The organism is Helicobacter sp. MIT 11-5569 (genome assembly GCF_000765695.2).
Taxonomy (GTDB): Bacteria; Campylobacterota; Campylobacteria; order Campylobacterales; family Helicobacteraceae; genus Helicobacter_D.
Genome location: NZ_JRPB02000001.1, coordinates 55,052 through 71,756, shown reverse-complemented (window position 1 = coordinate 71,756; position 16,705 = coordinate 55,052). Strand labels below are relative to the sequence as shown.

Sequence of the window (16,705 nt, the reverse complement as noted above, 5' to 3'; positions counted from 1 at the left end):
TTTTCTCCATTGTTTGAGACTAAAATCTGTGCAGTATAGCAAATTATTTCTTAAATCTTTTGTTTTTTGGATTAGCTAAAAGAGCTTGCATAGAACTATTAATACCCTCCTCTTCTTCAATAGAACTTTGTTTAATCTTAGCAAATGTTGCAAATAGATTGACATAAATACAAAAATCTGATTGCAAGCCATCATGATTTGGTAACAAAATTTGCACAATACTATCAAGTGGAGCTGTTACAAAACTACCTAAATTCTCTTCTCCAAACCCTGCTTCAAAATAAAGATTCTTTTCATCAAGCTCCAAACTCTCAAAAGTATAACCCGCCAAAATAAACAAAGTTAAATCACTAAAAGCATTGCGAATCTCTTGTGGCAAACTTGGCTCAAATTTCACACATTCTACATTACAAAGAATTGAAAAGTTGATTTTTTTTCGGATTAAATACTCTAAAATCTCATGGCAATGCCTTCCTTGCATTGCTTGAAACTTCTTGTCTTTTAATAAAATTTCCATTGATTTTATCCTTTTTTCCTTACAAAATCTCTTTTAAACCTGAAAGCAAGTTTCTCACTTCTTGCATTCCAATCTCCCAAAAATCGCCACTTTCAATATCTAGCCCAAAAATCCCAACAAGCTCTTTTGGAGATTTACTTCCACCAAGACTTAAAAATTTCTCATATTTTGCCACAAAATTTTCTCTTTGGAGACGATACACACCAAAAAGTGCAAACACTAATAGCTGTCCATAACTATACGCATAACAATAAAATGGGGTGTGGATAAAATGTGGAATATACGACCACCATAGCTTATAATTTTCTGTTAAAATCACACTTTTACCAAACATTTTTTGATTCTCTTGTTGCCATAGCGTATTAAGTATCTCTGTGCTTAACTCACCCTCTTGCTTATGCACCAAACGTTCAAAATTTGTAAAAACATTTTGACGAAATAATGTCGCGAATACATCTTCTAGCTTACCTGCATAAAGGGCGATTTTTTCTTCCTTTTCTAAACTTTGTTGCATTTTTTCAAAAAGTAACATTTCTGCAAATACAGACGCTGTTTCTGCTGTTGTTAATGGAGTATCCGCATTAAGATAACCCACAGAATAAGATAAATATTGATGAATAGTATGCCCTAACTCATGTGCCATTGTAAAAGCATCACGCCTACGATTTGTGTGATTTAGCATTAAATACGGATGCACACTTGGCACAGCACTATGACTAAATGCCCCTCCTCTTTTATTTTCTCTAGGGTGTGAGTCAATCCAACCCTCATCAAATGCACGTTTAGCAATCATATAAAACTTTGGTGAAAACTCTTCAAAAGTTTTTAGCACAATCCTTTTAGAATCCGCATAACTAAAATTCTCTTCTTTATTACTATAAATAGGTGCATAGCGGTCATAATCATACAAACAATCATAACCTAAAATCTTTGCTTTAAGCGTGTAATACTCTTCTACGATTCCAACATTCCTATTAATCGTTTCTACCATTGTATCCACGCTTTTTTGGGTTGTTTGATTAGAAAGATGCCTTGACTCTTCTAAACTTTCATAGCCACGTATTTCTGCTGTAATTTTCAAATCTTTACGCACCACATTATAAATATATGTCAAAAGTGGGAGATTTTTCTTTAATGTTTGACTTAAGGATTTTTGCGCCATTTTACGCACTTCTCTATCCTTATCATACAGCAAGCTTAACACTTCCTCTTCGCTCACTTCTTTACAATCCCCTTTAAGAGTAATCATAAAACGCAGATGGCTTAAATGCTCATCAAAGAGACGCTTAAAGCTATCCACGCCTACAGGCTGTGTTTTTAGTAAAATTTTTTCTTCTTTTAAGCTTAGCTGATATTTTGCTTGTTTTACTAACAATTCCAAATAATACGCATAACCCTCTGCACTTTCAATAAACTTTTGCTGTTTTGTCTCTTCAAGCGCATTAAACTCCAAATCAAAAAATAGCAAAAACTCTTGTGCTTTATTGACTTCCATTTCGCATTCTGCATAAAATGCACCCTCATTTGTATCTGCTGCAAAACACAAAAACGCGTAAGTCATAATGCGCGAAAGCTCTTCACAAATCTTTTCATATTTTCTAAGACATTGACAAAAAGATTCCGCATTTAGCGTATCAAGATTGCCTTTATAGTTTTTCTCAAAAGCTTGTGCATTGCAAATTGCATTATTCTTTGCTTCTTGCAGGGATTCTTTATTGTCAAAAAGGGGATTGAGATTCCATATATCTTGTATGCTTTCCATAAAATTCCTTATAATGCTTTTTGATAAATTTTTACGAAATTTTACAGCAACTGCACTTAATTTTGCGCTTATAAACTAACGCCATTGCTACCGAAAACTTTGCACTAAATTCATCGTAAGCAAATTGAAGCCATCAACCAAAATAAAAATTAGAATCTTAAAAGGCAATGAAATCATCGTAGGGGGAAGCATCATCATTCCCATTGCCATAAGGATAGAGCTAATAACCATATCAATCACCAAAAAAGGCAAATACAATAAAAATCCAATTTGGAATGCGGTTTTCATCTCGCTAATAATAAAAGCAGGTAACGCAATGCTTAAAGGCACATCTTGCGCGGTTTGTGGATTTTCTATGTTGCGAATACGATAAAACAATGCTAAGTCTTTAGGACGAGTGTTGCGAATCATAAAGTCTTTAAAGGGTTGTGAGGCACGCAAAAAAGCTTCATCATAAGGAATCTGCTTAGCTATATAGGGTTCTATACCTTGTGTATAGCCTTCTTTTGCTACAGGTTCCATAATAAACATTGTTAAAATTAAAGCAAAAGAAACCAAAAGTTGTGTGGGTGGAGATTGTTGCGTTCCCATTGCAGTGCGCAAAAAAGAAAAAACGATTAAGATTCTAGCAAAACTTGTCGCCATTAAGATTAAAGAAGGCGCTAAAACAAGGAGTGTTAAAATAACAACAATATTTAAAGTAGTAACCAAATCTCCCGGTTCTGTGGGTGCTCTAAGTGTCAAATCAACCGTTGGAATCGTGGGTGTTTGTGGTTCTGGAGCTGCTAAAAGTGCAATAGCACTAAAACAAAGCAGAAAAACTAAACGCAGCACTAAAGATTCCTTATTAGTGCATTTTGCGATTCTTCATTAGATTCTACTTGCGTATCAATTACTTCTGTTGTCGCCCCGTTTTGTGTTGCATTATTTTCTAGTTGTTTTTCTTCAATAATTTGCTCCAAAATACTTTGTGTTTTTTGCAAATGTCTATCATTTGGATAGAATCTAAATTCCACACGGCGATTCTTTTGACGATTCTCTTCTGTGGTATTTGGCATTACAAAATTTGTCGCACCATTGCCAAGAGCTGTCATCTTCTTTGGATCAACATTATTTTCTAGTAACACGCGCTCAACTCCTAAGGCTCTAAGTGCGCTCAAACCAATATCGTCTTTATACTTTGGCGTTGGCGCAATTGCTCGATTATCAGTATAACCAATCACATCTAAATGCAAAGTAGAAGGCATTTTTTGTAGAATCAATGCAAGACGTTTCAAAAATAAAATCTCATCTGCATCATAAAGCGTTGTTTCACCTTCATCAAAAAGTAATTTTCCATTAAAACGCAAAATAAAACCTTCACTCCCATCATCAACAATATTCGATGGACCAAAAGAGGTTTTAACATTTTCTTTAAAATCCAAAATTGCACTCTCAATTAAGCGCACTTCTTCAGCGGTTTCTGGTTCTACTGTCATATCGGCTTGTTGTTGGATTCTTGTATTATCTGGCTCAATCTTAATTCCACCACTCAGCAAAGAAAGAGCACCTTTCATACTTCCTTCAGCTTCTGTAAGTTTTTTGGCATCAAAAGTTACCATAGAAAGAATCAGAATAAAAAATGTTAATATAAGTGTAACCATATCCCCATAAGTTCCAAGCCAAAGAGGTAGAACTTGAGGACAATCACAAGGCGGACAACGCGTTTTTGCCATTTTTCAAACTCTATTCAAATTGACTAACGCGTTGGTTTGGAGGTAAAAATGTCAGTAATTTTGCTTCAAGTGCGCGTGGGTTATCGCCTGCTTGAATAGACATAATCCCTTCAATGATTAGTAATTTAACCAATGCTTCATCAGCTGCACGCACTTTTAAAATATTGGCAATAGGCGAACCTACGACATTTCCAACAAAAGAACCATAAAATGTAGTAAGCAATGCAACCGCCATCGCAGGACCAATAGAAGCTGGGTCAGACATATTCAAAAGCATCGCAACCAAACCAATCAAGGTTCCTAACATTCCATAAGAACCCGCAAATGCAGCCCAAGTATCAAAAATCCCTGCATTATCTTTGTGTCGCTCTAATGTCCTATCCATATCGGTTTCTAGCAAATCACGAATGCTATCAGGCTCTGCGCCGTCAATTGCCATATTAAGCCCACGTTTTAAAAATTCATTTTCTTCTTGATTGGATTGTTGCTCTAATGAGAGAATCCCATCACGTCTTGCTTGCGTAGAATAATCAACAAGTTTCTTAATAAGTCCCGGGACATCAAAAGTTTGCGGCTTAAAAGCAATCATAAAAAAAGTAAAAAACTTTTTCATGCTTTCCATTTTGTAAGCAATCAATAAGCTTGTAATAGAACCACCAACTGTAATGAGAATTGAAGGAACATCAAAGTAGGGTCCAATTCCTACACCAAGTGTCATCGCTGTGCCTAATAATATCAGCGACAATGAAATGCCTGCAACTGATCCCAAATCCATACTTACACTTCCTTATAAGGATATAAATCAACCCTTAAAATGATTTTTGATTCTAAAGAATAAATTTTAAACTTTATTGTGTTAAAATTTGTTTAAATTATTTTTAAAAATATGGAATCTTAAATGACAAATAATCATTCCTTATCAATCGTAATTTTAGCCGCTGGCAAAGGCACGCGTATGAAATCTAATACACCTAAAGTTTTGCATAAAATTTGCGGGCGTGAAATGTTGTATTATAGCATCAAGGAATCTCTCAAATTAAGCGATGATGTTTGCGTGATTTTGGGTTTTGAACAAGAGAGAATCGCAAAGGCAATGCAAGAATATTTTGGGGATAAGATTCGCTTTTTGATTCAAGATTTAGAAAATTTTCCAGGCACTGGTGGCGCGCTAAAAAAATATACACCCAAACATCAAAAAGTATTAGTATTAAATGGCGATATGCCCTTAATTCAAGCTAGTGAATTAGAGCAATTTTTGCATACTAATTCACCTATTGTAATGAGCGTTTTGGATTTGCCAAATGTCAATGGATACGGACGTGTTGTAATCCAAAACAACGAAGTCCAAGAAATCATAGAAGAAAAAGATGCGGATTCTAAAATCTTAGCCCTTAGCACATTAAATGCCGGAATTTATTGCTTTAATAAGGAAATTTTAGAATCCTATATTCCAAAACTTGCTAATAATAATGTACAAAAAGAATATTATTTAACGGATATTATCGCTCTTGCGCGCAAAGATAGTGTAAAAATTGCACCACTTTTTGTAGCTCTTGAAAATTTTAAAGGCGTTAATGACAAATTAGACCTTGCAAAAGCAGAAGAGATTTTGGGTAATAGAATCAAAGAATCGTGGCTGAAAAAGGGTGTGCTAATGCGTCTGCCAAATACTATATATATAGAAGAAGGTGTTGAGTTTGTCGGGGAATGTATCTTAGAAAATGGTGTGAGCATTTGTGGGGATTCTAAAATTATAGAATCTCATATTAAAGCGCATAGTATTATAGAATCTAGTTTTGTCAAAAATAGTGATGTTGGACCTTTAGCACATTTGCGCCCACAAAGCGTGCTAGAAAATACACATATTGGAAATTTCGTAGAAGTAAAAAAATCTACACTTAATGGCGTGAAAGCCGGGCATTTAAGCTATATTGGCGATAGTGAAGTGGATTGTGGCACAAATATTGGTGCAGGTTTTATTACTTGCAACTATGATGGCAAAGGAAAACATAAAACCAAAATTGGTAAAAATGTTTTTATTGGCAGTGATTCTCAAGCTGTTGCTCCTGTGGTGATTGAAGATGATTGTTTGATTGGTGCGGGCAGCACAATAAGACGGAATCTTAAAAAGGGTGAATTTTTTGTTACTCTTGGAAAAGAAGTCATTAAGGAAGGATTTTTTTATAGATTTTTTAATAAAAAACTATAATTTTAATTAAGTAATTGGAGGGAAATAATGCAAATCAAGCTCAATGGTGATATAATCAATACAGAATCTAAAAATGTTTTAGAATTATTACAAGAATACAAAATAGAAACCAAAAGTGTTGCTGTGGCAATTAATCTTGAAATCATCAAACAAGATAAGTGGGATTCTCATCTCTTAAAAGAAAATGATGTGATAGAATGCCTTACATTTATGGGCGGTGGGTAAAATATGCTCAAATATTTAACGTAAATGTGTAATTATTATTTTAAGGAAAGATTATGAGCATAAAAACTTCAATTATTGGTGTTGGCGGCTACACAGGCTTAGAGTTAGTTAAATTGCTTTTTACACACAATACTTTTGAGCTACAAAGCGTATATGCTAGCGAAAATTATCAAGATATTGCTGCATTGCACCCTAGCCTAAAGGAAGTCATCAAACTCCCTGTGAAAGAAGCAAATATAGAAAAAATCGCACAAGAAAGTGAGCTTGTATTCCTTGCATTACCCCACCAAAAAGCAATGGAATACACAAAAGCACTTCTTAGCAAAAATCTAAAAGTGATAGACCTCTCCGCTGACTATCGCTTAAGCTTAGAAAAATACGAGCAATATTACTGCCCACATAGTGATAAAGAGAACCTTCAAAATGCTGTTTATGGATTGCCCGAATATAATCGTGAGCAAATCTCCAAAACAAATTTAGTTGCAAATCCGGGTTGCTATCCTACGGCAACTTTACTTGCAATTTTGCCTTTTGTTGAATACATTGATAATACACATAGCGTGTATATTGATGCAAAAAGTGGCGTGAGTGGCGCAGGAAAAAAGCTTGTGCAGACTTCGCATTTTGTAACCATTAATGAGAATCTTTTTGCTTATTCTCCTGTTAGTCATCGCCATTCTCCTGAAATCAATGAACAAATCAAGAAAATTGGAAAAGTGCAACTAAAAACTCTCTTTGTTCCACATTTAATTCCATTAACACGCGGAATGTTAGTCTCTATTTATGCACGCTTAAAAACTTCTATTGACCCATTAGAAATTTTACGCTCACATTATAAAAATGAGCCATTTATTAGAATCCGTGAAAATTGTGTGCAGATAAAAAATGTTTCAGGAACACATTTTTGCGATATTTACGCAAAAGTTGATGGAGAAGACCTCTTTGTAAGCTCCAGTATTGATAATCTTCTACGCGGCGCAAGCTCTCAAGCACTCGCAAATGCGAATTTAATGTTTGGTTTGCAAGAAAGCTTGGGATTACCACAGATTGCATATGCTCCATAATCCACCCATTATTATTAAAGAAAATGCAATATTTATTGCAGATTCTCACCATAATAACCTTTATCAAAATACTTTAGATTCCATTTTTATAGAACTTTTGGAATCTAAAAAATGTCAAATTTTTTTAATGGGCGATATTTTTGATTTTTTAGTTGGTCCAGTAACGCAATCTATAAAAGATAATCAACATACTTTAGAGTTATTAGAAAAACTCTCTTTAAAACACGAAATCTATTATTTGGAAGGAAATCACGATTTTTTACTTGATACGATTCCATATTTTAAAAAAATTCACTATTTTCCATTAAGCAAACAACCTATTTTGTGTAGTTTTAATGGTAAAATAAGCTATCTTGCACATGGTGATGTATTTTTAGGTTGGAATTACAAAGTCTTTTCAAAAATCATTAGAAATAAATTTTTGATTACCTTTCTCAACCTTTTTTCAAAGATCTTATATCCTAAAATTACGCATTTTCTGCAAAATAGAAGCATCAAGAAAAAAAACATCAATCAACATTTTGCCCAAAACTTCGAAAAATTTTCACAAGAGCGTATTATAAAATATCTCAGCAGACTCCCTATTTTGAGAGATTCTTACATTATAGAAGGACATTTTCATTTAGGAATCACAACACGAAGTCGAGAAATTAATTATATTGGATTGCCTTTTTTTGCTTGTAAAAAAAAATATTTTATTGTAAAATGCGCAAACGATTGTTTAATCCTAAAGGAGCCTTAAAGTGTCAAGCTTTGAAAAAGACGATACCCTAAAAGTGGGAACAAATGAGATGGAGCTTGTAGATTTTAGAATTCACAAGCTCGAAAAAGGTAAGCAATATGAAGGGATTTATGGAATTAATGTCGCTAAAGTCAATGAGATTATTCGCCTACCTGAACTCACAGAATTGCCCGGTGTTCCAGACTATATAGAAGGAATCTTTGATTTACGTGGAATCGTTATTCCTGTTATCAACCTTGCAAAATGGATGCATGTTGAGATTCCAAAAAATAAAAAAATTAAACCACGCGTAATTATTGCCGAGTTTAATAATGTTATGATAGGCTTTATTGTCCATGAAGCAAAGCGTATCCGTCGCATTAGCTGGAAAGATATTGAGCCAGCACATTTTAGCTCTTCAGCAGATGCTACAATGGATAAAAATAGAATCACTGGTGTTACTAGAATTGAGGGTGATCAAGTTTTATTGATTCTAGATTTAGAAAGTATTGTGCAAGAATTAGGGTTTTATCAACCAGAAATTAGCTCCGAACGCACCTATAACAAATTTAGCGGACTTGCACTTGTATTAGATGATAGCTCTATTGCTAGAAAAATCATAAAAGAATTTTTAGAAAAAATGGGCTTTGATGTTGTAGAAGCAAGCAATGGAGAAAGCGGGTTGCAAAAGCTCGAAAAAATGTATGAAGCCTATGGAGACAATCTAACAAAAAATCTAAAAATCATTATTTCGGACATTGAAATGCCACAAATGGACGGATTCCACTTTGCAGCAAAAGCAAAGGAGGATCCGAGATTTTCAAAGATTCCAATTATTTTCAGCTCGTCAATTAGCGATAAATTCAGTGAGGATCGGGGGCGTGAAGCTGGAGCAGAATCTTATCTTGTGAAATTTGATGGAAATAAATTCCATGACGAAGTTTCAAGAATCATTAATAAATACAGCAATAATTAGCGTAAATTTTATTTTGTAAGGAAAGGTATAATTATGGACGAAATGCAAGAAATACTAGAGGATTTTCTAATTGAAGCTTTTGAAATGGTTGAGCAACTTGACCAAGATTTGGTAGAATTGGAAAATAACCCTGATGATTTAGACTTGTTAAATAGAATCTTTAGAGTAGCTCATACCGTCAAGGGTTCTGGTTCGTTTTTGAATTTCTCAGTGCTAACACATTTGACACATCATATGGAAGATGTATTAAATAAAGCAAGACACGGCGAATTAGCGATTACTCCAGATATTATGGATGTCGTTTTGGAATCCATTGACTTTATGAAAAAGCTACTTAATGCAATTCGTGATACAGGGACAGACGCCAATACAGGCTTAGATGGAGATATTGCAAATGTTGTAGAAAGACTTGATGCGATTTCAAAAGGTGAAACACCAAGTGAAACAGCACAGACTGAACAAACTGAAAATACTACTCCAGAAGCTGCAGCGCAGGAAACAGAAGAACCAGAACCAGATTATGCCAATATGTCTCCAGAAGAAGTTGAAAAAGAAATTGAACGTTTATTAAATAAACGCCAAGAAGAAGACAAACAAAAACGCGAAGAAAAGCGTGCAAAAGGCGAGCTTGGTGATATTCAAGCTCCGGGAGAAATCAATGCAGAGGCTAATACACCTGCACCAAAAGCTGCTCCTGCGGCACCTGCTGCACCAAAAGCTGCGCCAAAGCCTGCTCCAAAAGCTGCTCCACGTTCTGGAGGAGATGATAATAAAGCTCCTGCAACCGCGGTTGAGCAAACAATCCGCGTGGATGTTAAAAGACTTGATAGCTTAATGAATCTTATTGGTGAGTTAGTTTTAGGTAAAAACCGCCTAATTAAAATCTATAACGATGTTGAAGAACGCTATGAAGGTGAGAAATTCTTAGAAGAACTTAATCAAGTAGTAGCTTCTGTTTCTATGGTAACAACAGATATTCAACTAGCAGTTATGAAAACAAGAATGTTGCCTATTGGAAGAGTATTTAATAAATTCCCAAGAATGGTGCGTGACCTTTCAAGAGAACTTGGCAAAAATATTGATTTGGTTATTAGTGGTGAGGAAACAGAGCTTGATAAATCTATTGTAGAGGAGATTGGTGACCCATTAGTGCATTTAATTAGAAATGCATGCGATCATGGTGTAGAATCCAAAGAAGATAGAGCGGCAGCCGGCAAGCCAGAACAAGGAACCGTTGAACTTAAAGCCTACAATGAAGGAAACCACATTGTTGTGGAAATCAAAGATGATGGTAAAGGAATGGATCCTGATGTATTGCGCTCTAAAGCGGTTGAAAAGGGTATCATTAGCGAACGTGAAGCGGATTCTATGACTGACAAAGAAGCATATGGGTTAATCTTCAAAGCAGGATTTTCAACTGCAAAGGTTGTTACCAATGTTAGCGGGCGTGGCGTAGGAATGGATGTTGTTAAAACAAACATTGAAAAACTCAATGGTATTATTGATGTAGATAGCACTCATGGTGAGGGGACTACGCTAAAACTCAAGATTCCACTCACATTAGCAATTATTCAATCTCTACTTGTTGGTGTGCAAGAAGAGTTTTATGCGATTCCACTTGCTTCAGTTATTGAAACAGTTAGAATTTCACAAGATGAAATTTATACTGTGGAAAATAAAAGTGTTTTACGCTTAAGAAATGAGGTATTACCACTTGTTCGTCTAGCGGATATTTTTGGAGTAAATGCTGTCTTTGATAATTCTGAACAAGCTTATGTTGTTGTTATTGGATTAGCTGAAAATAAAATTGGTGTCATTGTAGATTTCTTAATTGGACAAGAAGAAGTTGTTATTAAATCGCTTGGTTCTTATCTCAAAGGAACAGAAGGAATCGCTGGAGCAACAATCCGAGGAGATGGTAGAGTAACATTAATTGTAGATATTGCTGCAATGATGCAAATGGCTAAAAATGTAAAGGTAAGCATTTCAAAACTCAAACAAGAAAGTGAGACAAGACACGAGAAAAATTCTCCAAGCGATTATAAGGTTTTAATTGTTGATGATTCTATGACAGACCGTAGTATTATGAAAAAATGCCTAAAACCTCTTGGTATATCAATTACTGAAGCTACAAATGGTGTAGAGGCACTTGATATTGTAAAAAATAGTGATAGTAATTTTGATGCAATCCTTATTGATATTGAAATGCCAAAAATGGACGGCTACACACTTGCTGGTGAAATTAGAAAATATGCAAAATTTAAAAACTTGCCACTCATTGCAGTAACCAGCAGAACGAGCAAAACAGATAGAATGCGCGGTGTAGAATCTGGAATGACAGAATATATCACAAAGCCATATTCTCCAGAATATTTAATGAATGTTGTTAAACGCAATATTAACCTAACTATGGAGGTAACAGAATAATGAGTAATCAACTAAAAGATGTTTTACAAAAACAACAAGAACAAAAAAAACCCGTTGTAGAGACTGAGAATATTATTCAGCTTGTTGCCTTTGTTGTCGGAACAGAAGAATTTGCTGTGCCAATCCTTAGTATTCAAGAGATTATCAAACCCTTAGAATACACAAGAGTTCCGGGTGTTCCTGATTATGTATTGGGAGTATTCAATATGAGGGGATGGGTTGTTCCACTTATTAACTTACGTTTAAAATTTGGTTTGCCTTATGAAAAACCAACAGAAGATACACGCTATATAGTTATTAGAAACCAAGAAGAACGTGCAGGATTTATTATTGACCGCTTAACAGAAGCTGTTAGAATTAAAGAATCAGATATTGACCCAACACCAGAAACAATTACACACCAAGATGAAAATCTCATCTATGGAGTGGGCAAAAGAGATGATAGGCTCATTACAATCTTGCGTCCAGAAGAATTATTGAAGCGCACATTTTAATATTTTTGTTAAGTAGCACTTTATTTGCTTTGTGCTACTTAAACTCTCTTATTCCATTTCTAATCTTAACAATAACATTTCATCTCCCTTAGAAATAAAAACATTATCACTTTTGCATTTTGGGCATTCTGTATAATTTATTTCATCTTTTCTACTAACTTCTCCACAATCTCTACAAGTTAATTCCACCTTTGCAAAGCTAATATTCAACTCTGCTTGCTCACACTTGCTTCCTAGTTTAAATTCAGAAAACGCACTTTGTAATAAATTAGGATTTACTCCACTACGCTCCCCTATTTCTACATACACAATAAGAATTTTTGTTGCCTCATTGTTCCTAGCAATGCTTTCACAAGATTCCAAAAGAGAGGAAACAATAGAAAATTCATGCATTTTAACCCTTTTTTTTAAAAAATATTGTATTATACACCTTTTTTATTTTGAAGATTTTTTAATCCAATAGCACAAGGTATAAAAATGCGACATTTTTTAACTTTAGCAGATTTTAGCAAGGAAGAAATTTTAGAGATTCTAAACATTGCTAGGACACTCAAAGATGCGGTTAAATCTAAAAAATATAGTAATGTTCTTGCAAATCAAACGCTTGGAATGATTTTTGAGAAAAACTCTACAAGAACACGCGTAAGCTTCGAAACTGGAATCTATCAACTAGGCGGACAAGGAATTTTTTTATCTAGCAATGACACACAACTTGGGCGAGGCGAACCTATCAAAGATACCGCAAGAGTGCTTTCTTCTATGGTAGATTTAATTATGATGCGCACACATGGTCATGAACGCCTAGAAGAATTTGCTAAATATTCCAAAGTTCCTGTAATTAATGGATTAAGCGATGATTTTCACCCGATGCAATTGCTCGCTGATTATCTAACCATGCAAGAATGCGGTAAAGATAAAAATCCTATTGTTGCTTACATTGGTGATGGTAATAATATGGCACACTCTTGGCTAATGCTCGCTTCAAAACTAGGCTTTGAACTACGTGTTGCTTCGCCAAAAGATTATGCGGTTTCTCAAAAGATTTTCCAAAGTGCGCAAGAATTTGCTAAAATTTCTGGAGCAAAAATCACACTAAGTGATAATCCAAAAGAAGCTGTAATAAATGCTGATGTTGTAACCACAGATACTTGGGCGTCTATGGGGCAAGAAGCAGAAAAAGAAACAAGGAAAAAAGCTTTTGAAAATTATTGTGTTGATAGCGCATTAATGCGTCTTGCAAAAGAAGATGCAATCTTCTTGCATTGTCTGCCTGCCTATCGCGGACAAGAAGTCAGCGAAGAAGTCTTAGAATCTCATCAGAGCAAAATTTGGCAGGAAGCAGAAAATCGCTTACACGCACAGAAAGGAGTAATGGTTTGGCTACACCAAAACCGCTAGAAAAGCAAGCTTCCATTAAGCAACACAATCATTACGAAACTATAAAAGAAGTGTTAAGACACAAAAATACGGAATCTTTAACTTATGATTCCACACTTGAGAATAATGCGATTTATACTCTACTTGATAATAATGCGCAAGAATTTTATCTCATCTCCAAAAAAACAATGCAAGATCTTATGATTGAGATAAAAAACCTTGAAAATGATAAATATCTCTTTAGGCTAGAAAAAGAAATCTACAAAAATATGCCTTTAGATTTTGATGATGTGTGGTGCATTGCTCTAAAAGAAATTAAAAATTACAAAAAAGAACCAAAAATTGTAGTAAAAAACCTCAAAAAGCGTTACCCTTATCTATTTGTTGATTTTTTAAATCAATTTGATTCATCAAATAAATTCTAGGATTTCTATTACAATGATTGATTTTAAAAAATTTTCCACTTATTCAAAACCCGGACCACGTTATACAAGCTACCCAACTGCAATAGAATTTAGTGAAAACTACACATTGGAATCCTATTTAAAAGACTTAAAAGAAGATTCTAGCCCACTTTCTTTGTATGTGCATTTACCCTTTTGTCGCAGTGCATGTTACTTTTGTGGTTGTAATGTTATTTACACAAGCAAAGAAGAAAACAAAACACTCTATTTAGAATATTTAAAAAAAGAACTCGCACTACTTAAAGAAGCAATGGATACACAAAAGCCTATATATCAACTCCACTTTGGCGGTGGAACTCCAACTTTTTTTAATGCTAAAGAGCTTGAAATTCTTATTACTTTGCTTAAAGAAACTTTTTCAAATTTCGCAGAAGATGCAGAAATTGCTTGTGAGATTGACCCGCGTTTTTTTAATGCTGAACAAATGCAAGCCTTAAAAAATGGAGGTTTTAATCGCTTAAGCTTTGGAATCCAAGACTTTGACAACGCTGTCCAAACTGCAATCCACAGAATACAACCTTTTTCTCTTGTGCAAGATTCTATTACCATAGCACGCGACTTTGGAATCGCTTCTATTAATTTTGATTTAATTTATGGGCTTCCTTTTCAAAGCCTTGAAACCTTTAAACAAACTTTAGAACTCGCCTTAGAGCTCAATCCAGACCGCTTTGCTATTTTTAACTATGCTCATGTGCCTTGGATTAAAAAAACAATGCGCAAAATTGATGAAACCACATTGCCAACACCAGAAGAAAAACTTAAAATTTTAGAATGGAGCATTCAATTTTTGCAAAATAATGGCTACAAAATGATTGGAATGGACCATTTTGCAAAACCCGATGATGAACTTTTTAAATCCATTCAAAAAGGGCAATTACGTAGAAATTTTCAAGGTTATAGCACAAAAGGAGGCACACAAACTATTGGAATTGGGCTTACTTCCATTGGTGAAGGAAGTGATTATTATGCACAAAATTTTAAAACAATCAAAGATTATCAAAATGCCCTTGATAACAACACTCTACCCTTCCACAAAGGTATCAAGTTAAACACTGATGATATTATTAGAAAAACCGTAATTATGCAGTTAATGAGTAATTTCAAGCTTGATTTTAAAGCAATAGAATCACGCTTTAATCTTGATTTTAAAACTTATTTTGCCGAAGCACTTTATGAATTGCAACCTTTAGAAGATGTAGGATTAATCACAATTAATAACGATGGAATCGCGGTTAGCCAAACAGGAGCTTTATTAATCCGCAATATTGCGATGCCTTTTGATGCTTATTTAAAACACATTAACACTAATCAAAAAGTTTTTAGCAAAACCATCTAAAGGATAAAAATGGCGCATTTTGAAAATTACAGCTATCTAAAAACAAGTGATGCGTGTGTAAAATGTGGCAAGTGCCTTCCTGATTGCACAATTTTTGGTATTAATGGCGATGAAGCGACTTCTCCTAGAGGTTTTATTGACTTGCTAGGAGCATATCAACGCAATGAGATTCCACTTGATAAAAATGCTAAAAATATTTTTGAAACATGCTTTTTATGCACCACTTGCGTAAGTGTCTGCCCAAATGCGCTACCTACGGATACTTTAATCGAAAACATTCGCTATGAAATTGCACAAAAATATGGAATTACTTGGTTTAAAAGAATGTTTTTTTATCTTTTAAAACATAGAAAAACAATGGACTTGGGCTTTAAATTAGGAGCAATTTTTGCCCCCCTACTTTTCAAAAAAACAAAAGATAATAGTGCTTTACAACCACGCTTCAAGCTCCCATTTGTTGGCAATAGAATCTTTGGAGCAATGGCACTCAAGAGTTTCTTAAATAGCTATGATGAAGAATTGCATTTTAACACTTCTAAAGATTCCACCACGCCTAAAAAAGTTGCTATTTTTATCGGTTGTTTGGGAAATTACAACTATAAAGGCATTGGAGAATCTTTATTATTGATTTTAGAAAAACTTGGAATTAACGCAAAGCTCGCAAAAGGGCAGAAATGTTGCGGCGCACCTGCATATTTTACAGGAGATTTTGAAAGCGTTGATGCGCTAATACGCCATAATGTAGAATATTTTGAAAGCTTTATTGATGAAGTTGATGCCATTTTAATCCCAGAAGCAACTTGTGGCGCAATGGTTTTAGAAGATTGGGAACGTTTTATGCAAAAAGATTCCACAATGCAAGAAAGAATCAAAAAGCTTCTCCCAAAAATTTATATGGCAACACAATATTTAGAATCACAAACAAACCTAGTAGAATATTTAGCAAAACTTCAAGGAGATTCTCCAAAAACAGAAAATGTTACTTATCATGACCCATGCCATGCTAGAAAAGTGCTTGGAATCTATAAAGAACCACGCAAACTTTTAGCACAAAACTATCAACTCATAGAAATGGAAAATCCTAATGCATGTTGTGGGTTTGGTGGTGTTACTATACAAACAGAACGTTTTGAACTTGCACAGAAAGTTGGTAGCAAAAAAGCAAAAATGATTGCAGATACAAATGCAAATTTTGTTGCCGCAGAATGTAGTGCTTGCCGTATGCAGCTAAGCAATGCTTTACATCAAGAGAAAGTTGCGATTCCATTTTCTCATCCTTTAGAGCTTATTGCAAAGGCTATACGTCATTATGAGTATTAACCTTTTAAGAAGTTTTTTTGCTTCTTTATTTTATTATTTACGATAAAATTTGATAGTTTTTCTCTTTTGAAAAAATATTAATTAATCTTTAATTAAAC

At 34.4% G+C, this 16,705-nt stretch carries 17 protein-coding genes; 11 read left to right on the top strand and 6 right to left on the bottom strand.

Annotation, left to right across the window (positions count from 1 at the left end):
• Nucleotides 1-43: 43 nt before the first annotated feature.
• From LS70_RS00330 to LS70_RS00310, 5 genes are all read right to left on the bottom strand, one after another.
• On the bottom strand, nucleotides 44-517 hold the full coding sequence (locus LS70_RS00330; protein WP_034288364.1) for a hypothetical protein: 474 nt from the start codon (nucleotides 515-517) through the stop codon (nucleotides 44-46).
• 19 nt (nucleotides 518-536) lie between these two features.
• Complete coding sequence (locus LS70_RS00325) at nucleotides 537-2,279, bottom strand: M3 family oligoendopeptidase (protein ID WP_034288365.1); 1,743 nt, start codon at nucleotides 2,277-2,279, stop codon at nucleotides 537-539.
• An 87-nt stretch (nucleotides 2,280-2,366) separates the two neighbouring features.
• Nucleotides 2,367-3,113 (bottom strand): flagellar type III secretion system pore protein FliP, encoded by a 747-nt coding sequence (gene fliP / locus LS70_RS00320; RefSeq protein WP_034288368.1) that lies wholly within the window; start codon nucleotides 3,111-3,113, stop codon nucleotides 2,367-2,369.
• Nucleotides 3,113-3,994: an OmpA/MotB family protein gene (locus LS70_RS00315; protein WP_034288371.1), complete on the bottom strand. Its 882-nt coding sequence runs from the start codon at nucleotides 3,992-3,994 to the stop codon at nucleotides 3,113-3,115. The genes fliP and LS70_RS00315 overlap by 1 nt, the downstream gene beginning before the upstream one ends.
• A gap of 10 nt (nucleotides 3,995-4,004) precedes the next feature.
• Nucleotides 4,005-4,769, bottom strand: a complete 765-nt coding sequence (locus LS70_RS00310) for a motility protein A (protein WP_034288374.1) — start codon at nucleotides 4,767-4,769, stop codon at nucleotides 4,005-4,007.
• 123 nt (nucleotides 4,770-4,892) lie between these two features.
• Between LS70_RS00310 and glmU the strand changes: the two genes are divergently transcribed.
• The 7 genes from glmU to LS70_RS00275 are packed head-to-tail and all read left to right on the top strand — an operon-like array spanning nucleotide 4,893 to nucleotide 12,110.
• Entirely contained in the window at nucleotides 4,893-6,203 is a 1,311-nt protein-coding gene (glmU, locus tag LS70_RS00305) for a bifunctional UDP-N-acetylglucosamine diphosphorylase/glucosamine-1-phosphate N-acetyltransferase GlmU (RefSeq protein WP_034288376.1), read from the top strand.
• Between the two features lie 27 nt (nucleotides 6,204-6,230).
• Nucleotides 6,231-6,428: a sulfur carrier protein ThiS gene (gene thiS, locus LS70_RS00300; RefSeq protein WP_034288379.1), complete on the top strand. Its 198-nt coding sequence runs from the start codon at nucleotides 6,231-6,233 to the stop codon at nucleotides 6,426-6,428.
• Between the two features lie 53 nt (nucleotides 6,429-6,481).
• Nucleotides 6,482-7,492, top strand: coding sequence for an N-acetyl-gamma-glutamyl-phosphate reductase (argC, locus tag LS70_RS00295; protein WP_034288382.1), 1,011 nt, complete (start codon nucleotides 6,482-6,484; stop codon nucleotides 7,490-7,492).
• Complete coding sequence (locus tag LS70_RS00290; protein ID WP_034288385.1) at nucleotides 7,482-8,234, top strand: UDP-2,3-diacylglucosamine diphosphatase; 753 nt, start codon at nucleotides 7,482-7,484, stop codon at nucleotides 8,232-8,234. The genes argC and LS70_RS00290 overlap by 11 nt, the downstream gene beginning before the upstream one ends.
• A 1-nt stretch (nucleotide 8,235) precedes the next feature.
• On the top strand, nucleotides 8,236-9,189 hold the full coding sequence (locus LS70_RS00285) for a chemotaxis protein (RefSeq protein WP_034288388.1): 954 nt from the start codon (nucleotides 8,236-8,238) through the stop codon (nucleotides 9,187-9,189).
• Between the two features lie 33 nt (nucleotides 9,190-9,222).
• The gene (locus tag LS70_RS00280; protein WP_138109273.1) at nucleotides 9,223-11,616 is read left to right on the top strand and encodes a hybrid sensor histidine kinase/response regulator; all 2,394 of its coding nucleotides are present in this window, start codon (nucleotides 9,223-9,225) and stop codon (nucleotides 11,614-11,616) included.
• Entirely contained in the window at nucleotides 11,616-12,110 is a 495-nt protein-coding gene (locus tag LS70_RS00275) for a chemotaxis protein CheW (protein WP_034288391.1), read from the top strand. Before LS70_RS00280 ends, LS70_RS00275 begins: the two co-directional genes overlap by 1 nt.
• Nucleotides 12,111-12,158: 48 nt before the next feature.
• Here LS70_RS00275 and hypA read toward each other — a convergent pair whose 3' ends face one another.
• Nucleotides 12,159-12,503: a hydrogenase/urease nickel incorporation protein HypA gene (gene hypA, locus LS70_RS00270; protein WP_034288393.1), complete on the bottom strand. Its 345-nt coding sequence runs from the start codon at nucleotides 12,501-12,503 to the stop codon at nucleotides 12,159-12,161.
• An 84-nt stretch (nucleotides 12,504-12,587) separates the two neighbouring features.
• Between hypA and argF the strand changes: the two genes are divergently transcribed.
• From argF to LS70_RS00250, 4 genes are read left to right on the top strand one after another with little or no spacing between them, the layout of a single operon-like run.
• The gene (argF, locus tag LS70_RS00265) at nucleotides 12,588-13,508 is read left to right on the top strand and encodes an ornithine carbamoyltransferase (RefSeq protein WP_034288394.1); all 921 of its coding nucleotides are present in this window, start codon (nucleotides 12,588-12,590) and stop codon (nucleotides 13,506-13,508) included.
• Nucleotides 13,487-13,912 (top strand): DUF2603 domain-containing protein, encoded by a 426-nt coding sequence (locus LS70_RS00260; RefSeq protein ID WP_034288395.1) that lies wholly within the window; start codon nucleotides 13,487-13,489, stop codon nucleotides 13,910-13,912. Before argF ends, LS70_RS00260 begins: the two co-directional genes overlap by 22 nt.
• Before the next feature lie 13 nt (nucleotides 13,913-13,925).
• Nucleotides 13,926-15,287, top strand: a complete 1,362-nt coding sequence (hemN, locus tag LS70_RS00255) for an oxygen-independent coproporphyrinogen III oxidase (protein ID WP_034288396.1) — start codon at nucleotides 13,926-13,928, stop codon at nucleotides 15,285-15,287.
• Between the two features lie 9 nt (nucleotides 15,288-15,296).
• On the top strand, nucleotides 15,297-16,607 hold the full coding sequence (locus LS70_RS00250) for a (Fe-S)-binding protein (RefSeq protein ID WP_034288399.1): 1,311 nt from the start codon (nucleotides 15,297-15,299) through the stop codon (nucleotides 16,605-16,607).
• The last annotated feature ends 98 nt before the right edge of the window (nucleotides 16,608-16,705 follow it).

Excerpts from the sequence above, each read along its gene's own strand:
- thiS (WP_034288379.1), top strand. The coding sequence starts at position 6,231 with ATGCAAATCAAGCTCAATGGTGATATAATCAATACAGAATCTAAAAAT.
- LS70_RS00275 (WP_034288391.1), top strand. The coding sequence starts at position 11,616 with ATGAGTAATCAACTAAAAGATGTTTTACAAAAACAACAAGAACAAAAA.
- LS70_RS00280 (WP_138109273.1), top strand. The coding sequence starts at position 9,223 with ATGGACGAAATGCAAGAAATACTAGAGGATTTTCTAATTGAAGCTTTT.
- LS70_RS00290 (WP_034288385.1), top strand. The coding sequence starts at position 7,482 with ATGCTCCATAATCCACCCATTATTATTAAAGAAAATGCAATATTTATT.
- LS70_RS00310 (WP_034288374.1), bottom strand. The coding sequence starts at position 4,769 with ATGGATTTGGGATCAGTTGCAGGCATTTCATTGTCGCTGATATTATTA.
- hypA (WP_034288393.1), bottom strand. The coding sequence starts at position 12,503 with ATGCATGAATTTTCTATTGTTTCCTCTCTTTTGGAATCTTGTGAAAGC.
- LS70_RS00315 (WP_034288371.1), bottom strand. The coding sequence starts at position 3,994 with ATGGCAAAAACGCGTTGTCCGCCTTGTGATTGTCCTCAAGTTCTACCT.
- LS70_RS00250 (WP_034288399.1), top strand. The coding sequence starts at position 15,297 with ATGGCGCATTTTGAAAATTACAGCTATCTAAAAACAAGTGATGCGTGT.
- LS70_RS00325 (WP_034288365.1), bottom strand. The coding sequence starts at position 2,279 with ATGGAAAGCATACAAGATATATGGAATCTCAATCCCCTTTTTGACAAT.
- argC (WP_034288382.1), top strand. The coding sequence starts at position 6,482 with ATGAGCATAAAAACTTCAATTATTGGTGTTGGCGGCTACACAGGCTTA.
- glmU (WP_034288376.1), top strand. The coding sequence starts at position 4,893 with ATGACAAATAATCATTCCTTATCAATCGTAATTTTAGCCGCTGGCAAA.
- argF (WP_034288394.1), top strand. The coding sequence starts at position 12,588 with ATGCGACATTTTTTAACTTTAGCAGATTTTAGCAAGGAAGAAATTTTA.
- hemN (WP_034288396.1), top strand. The coding sequence starts at position 13,926 with ATGATTGATTTTAAAAAATTTTCCACTTATTCAAAACCCGGACCACGT.
- LS70_RS00330 (WP_034288364.1), bottom strand. The coding sequence starts at position 517 with ATGGAAATTTTATTAAAAGACAAGAAGTTTCAAGCAATGCAAGGAAGG.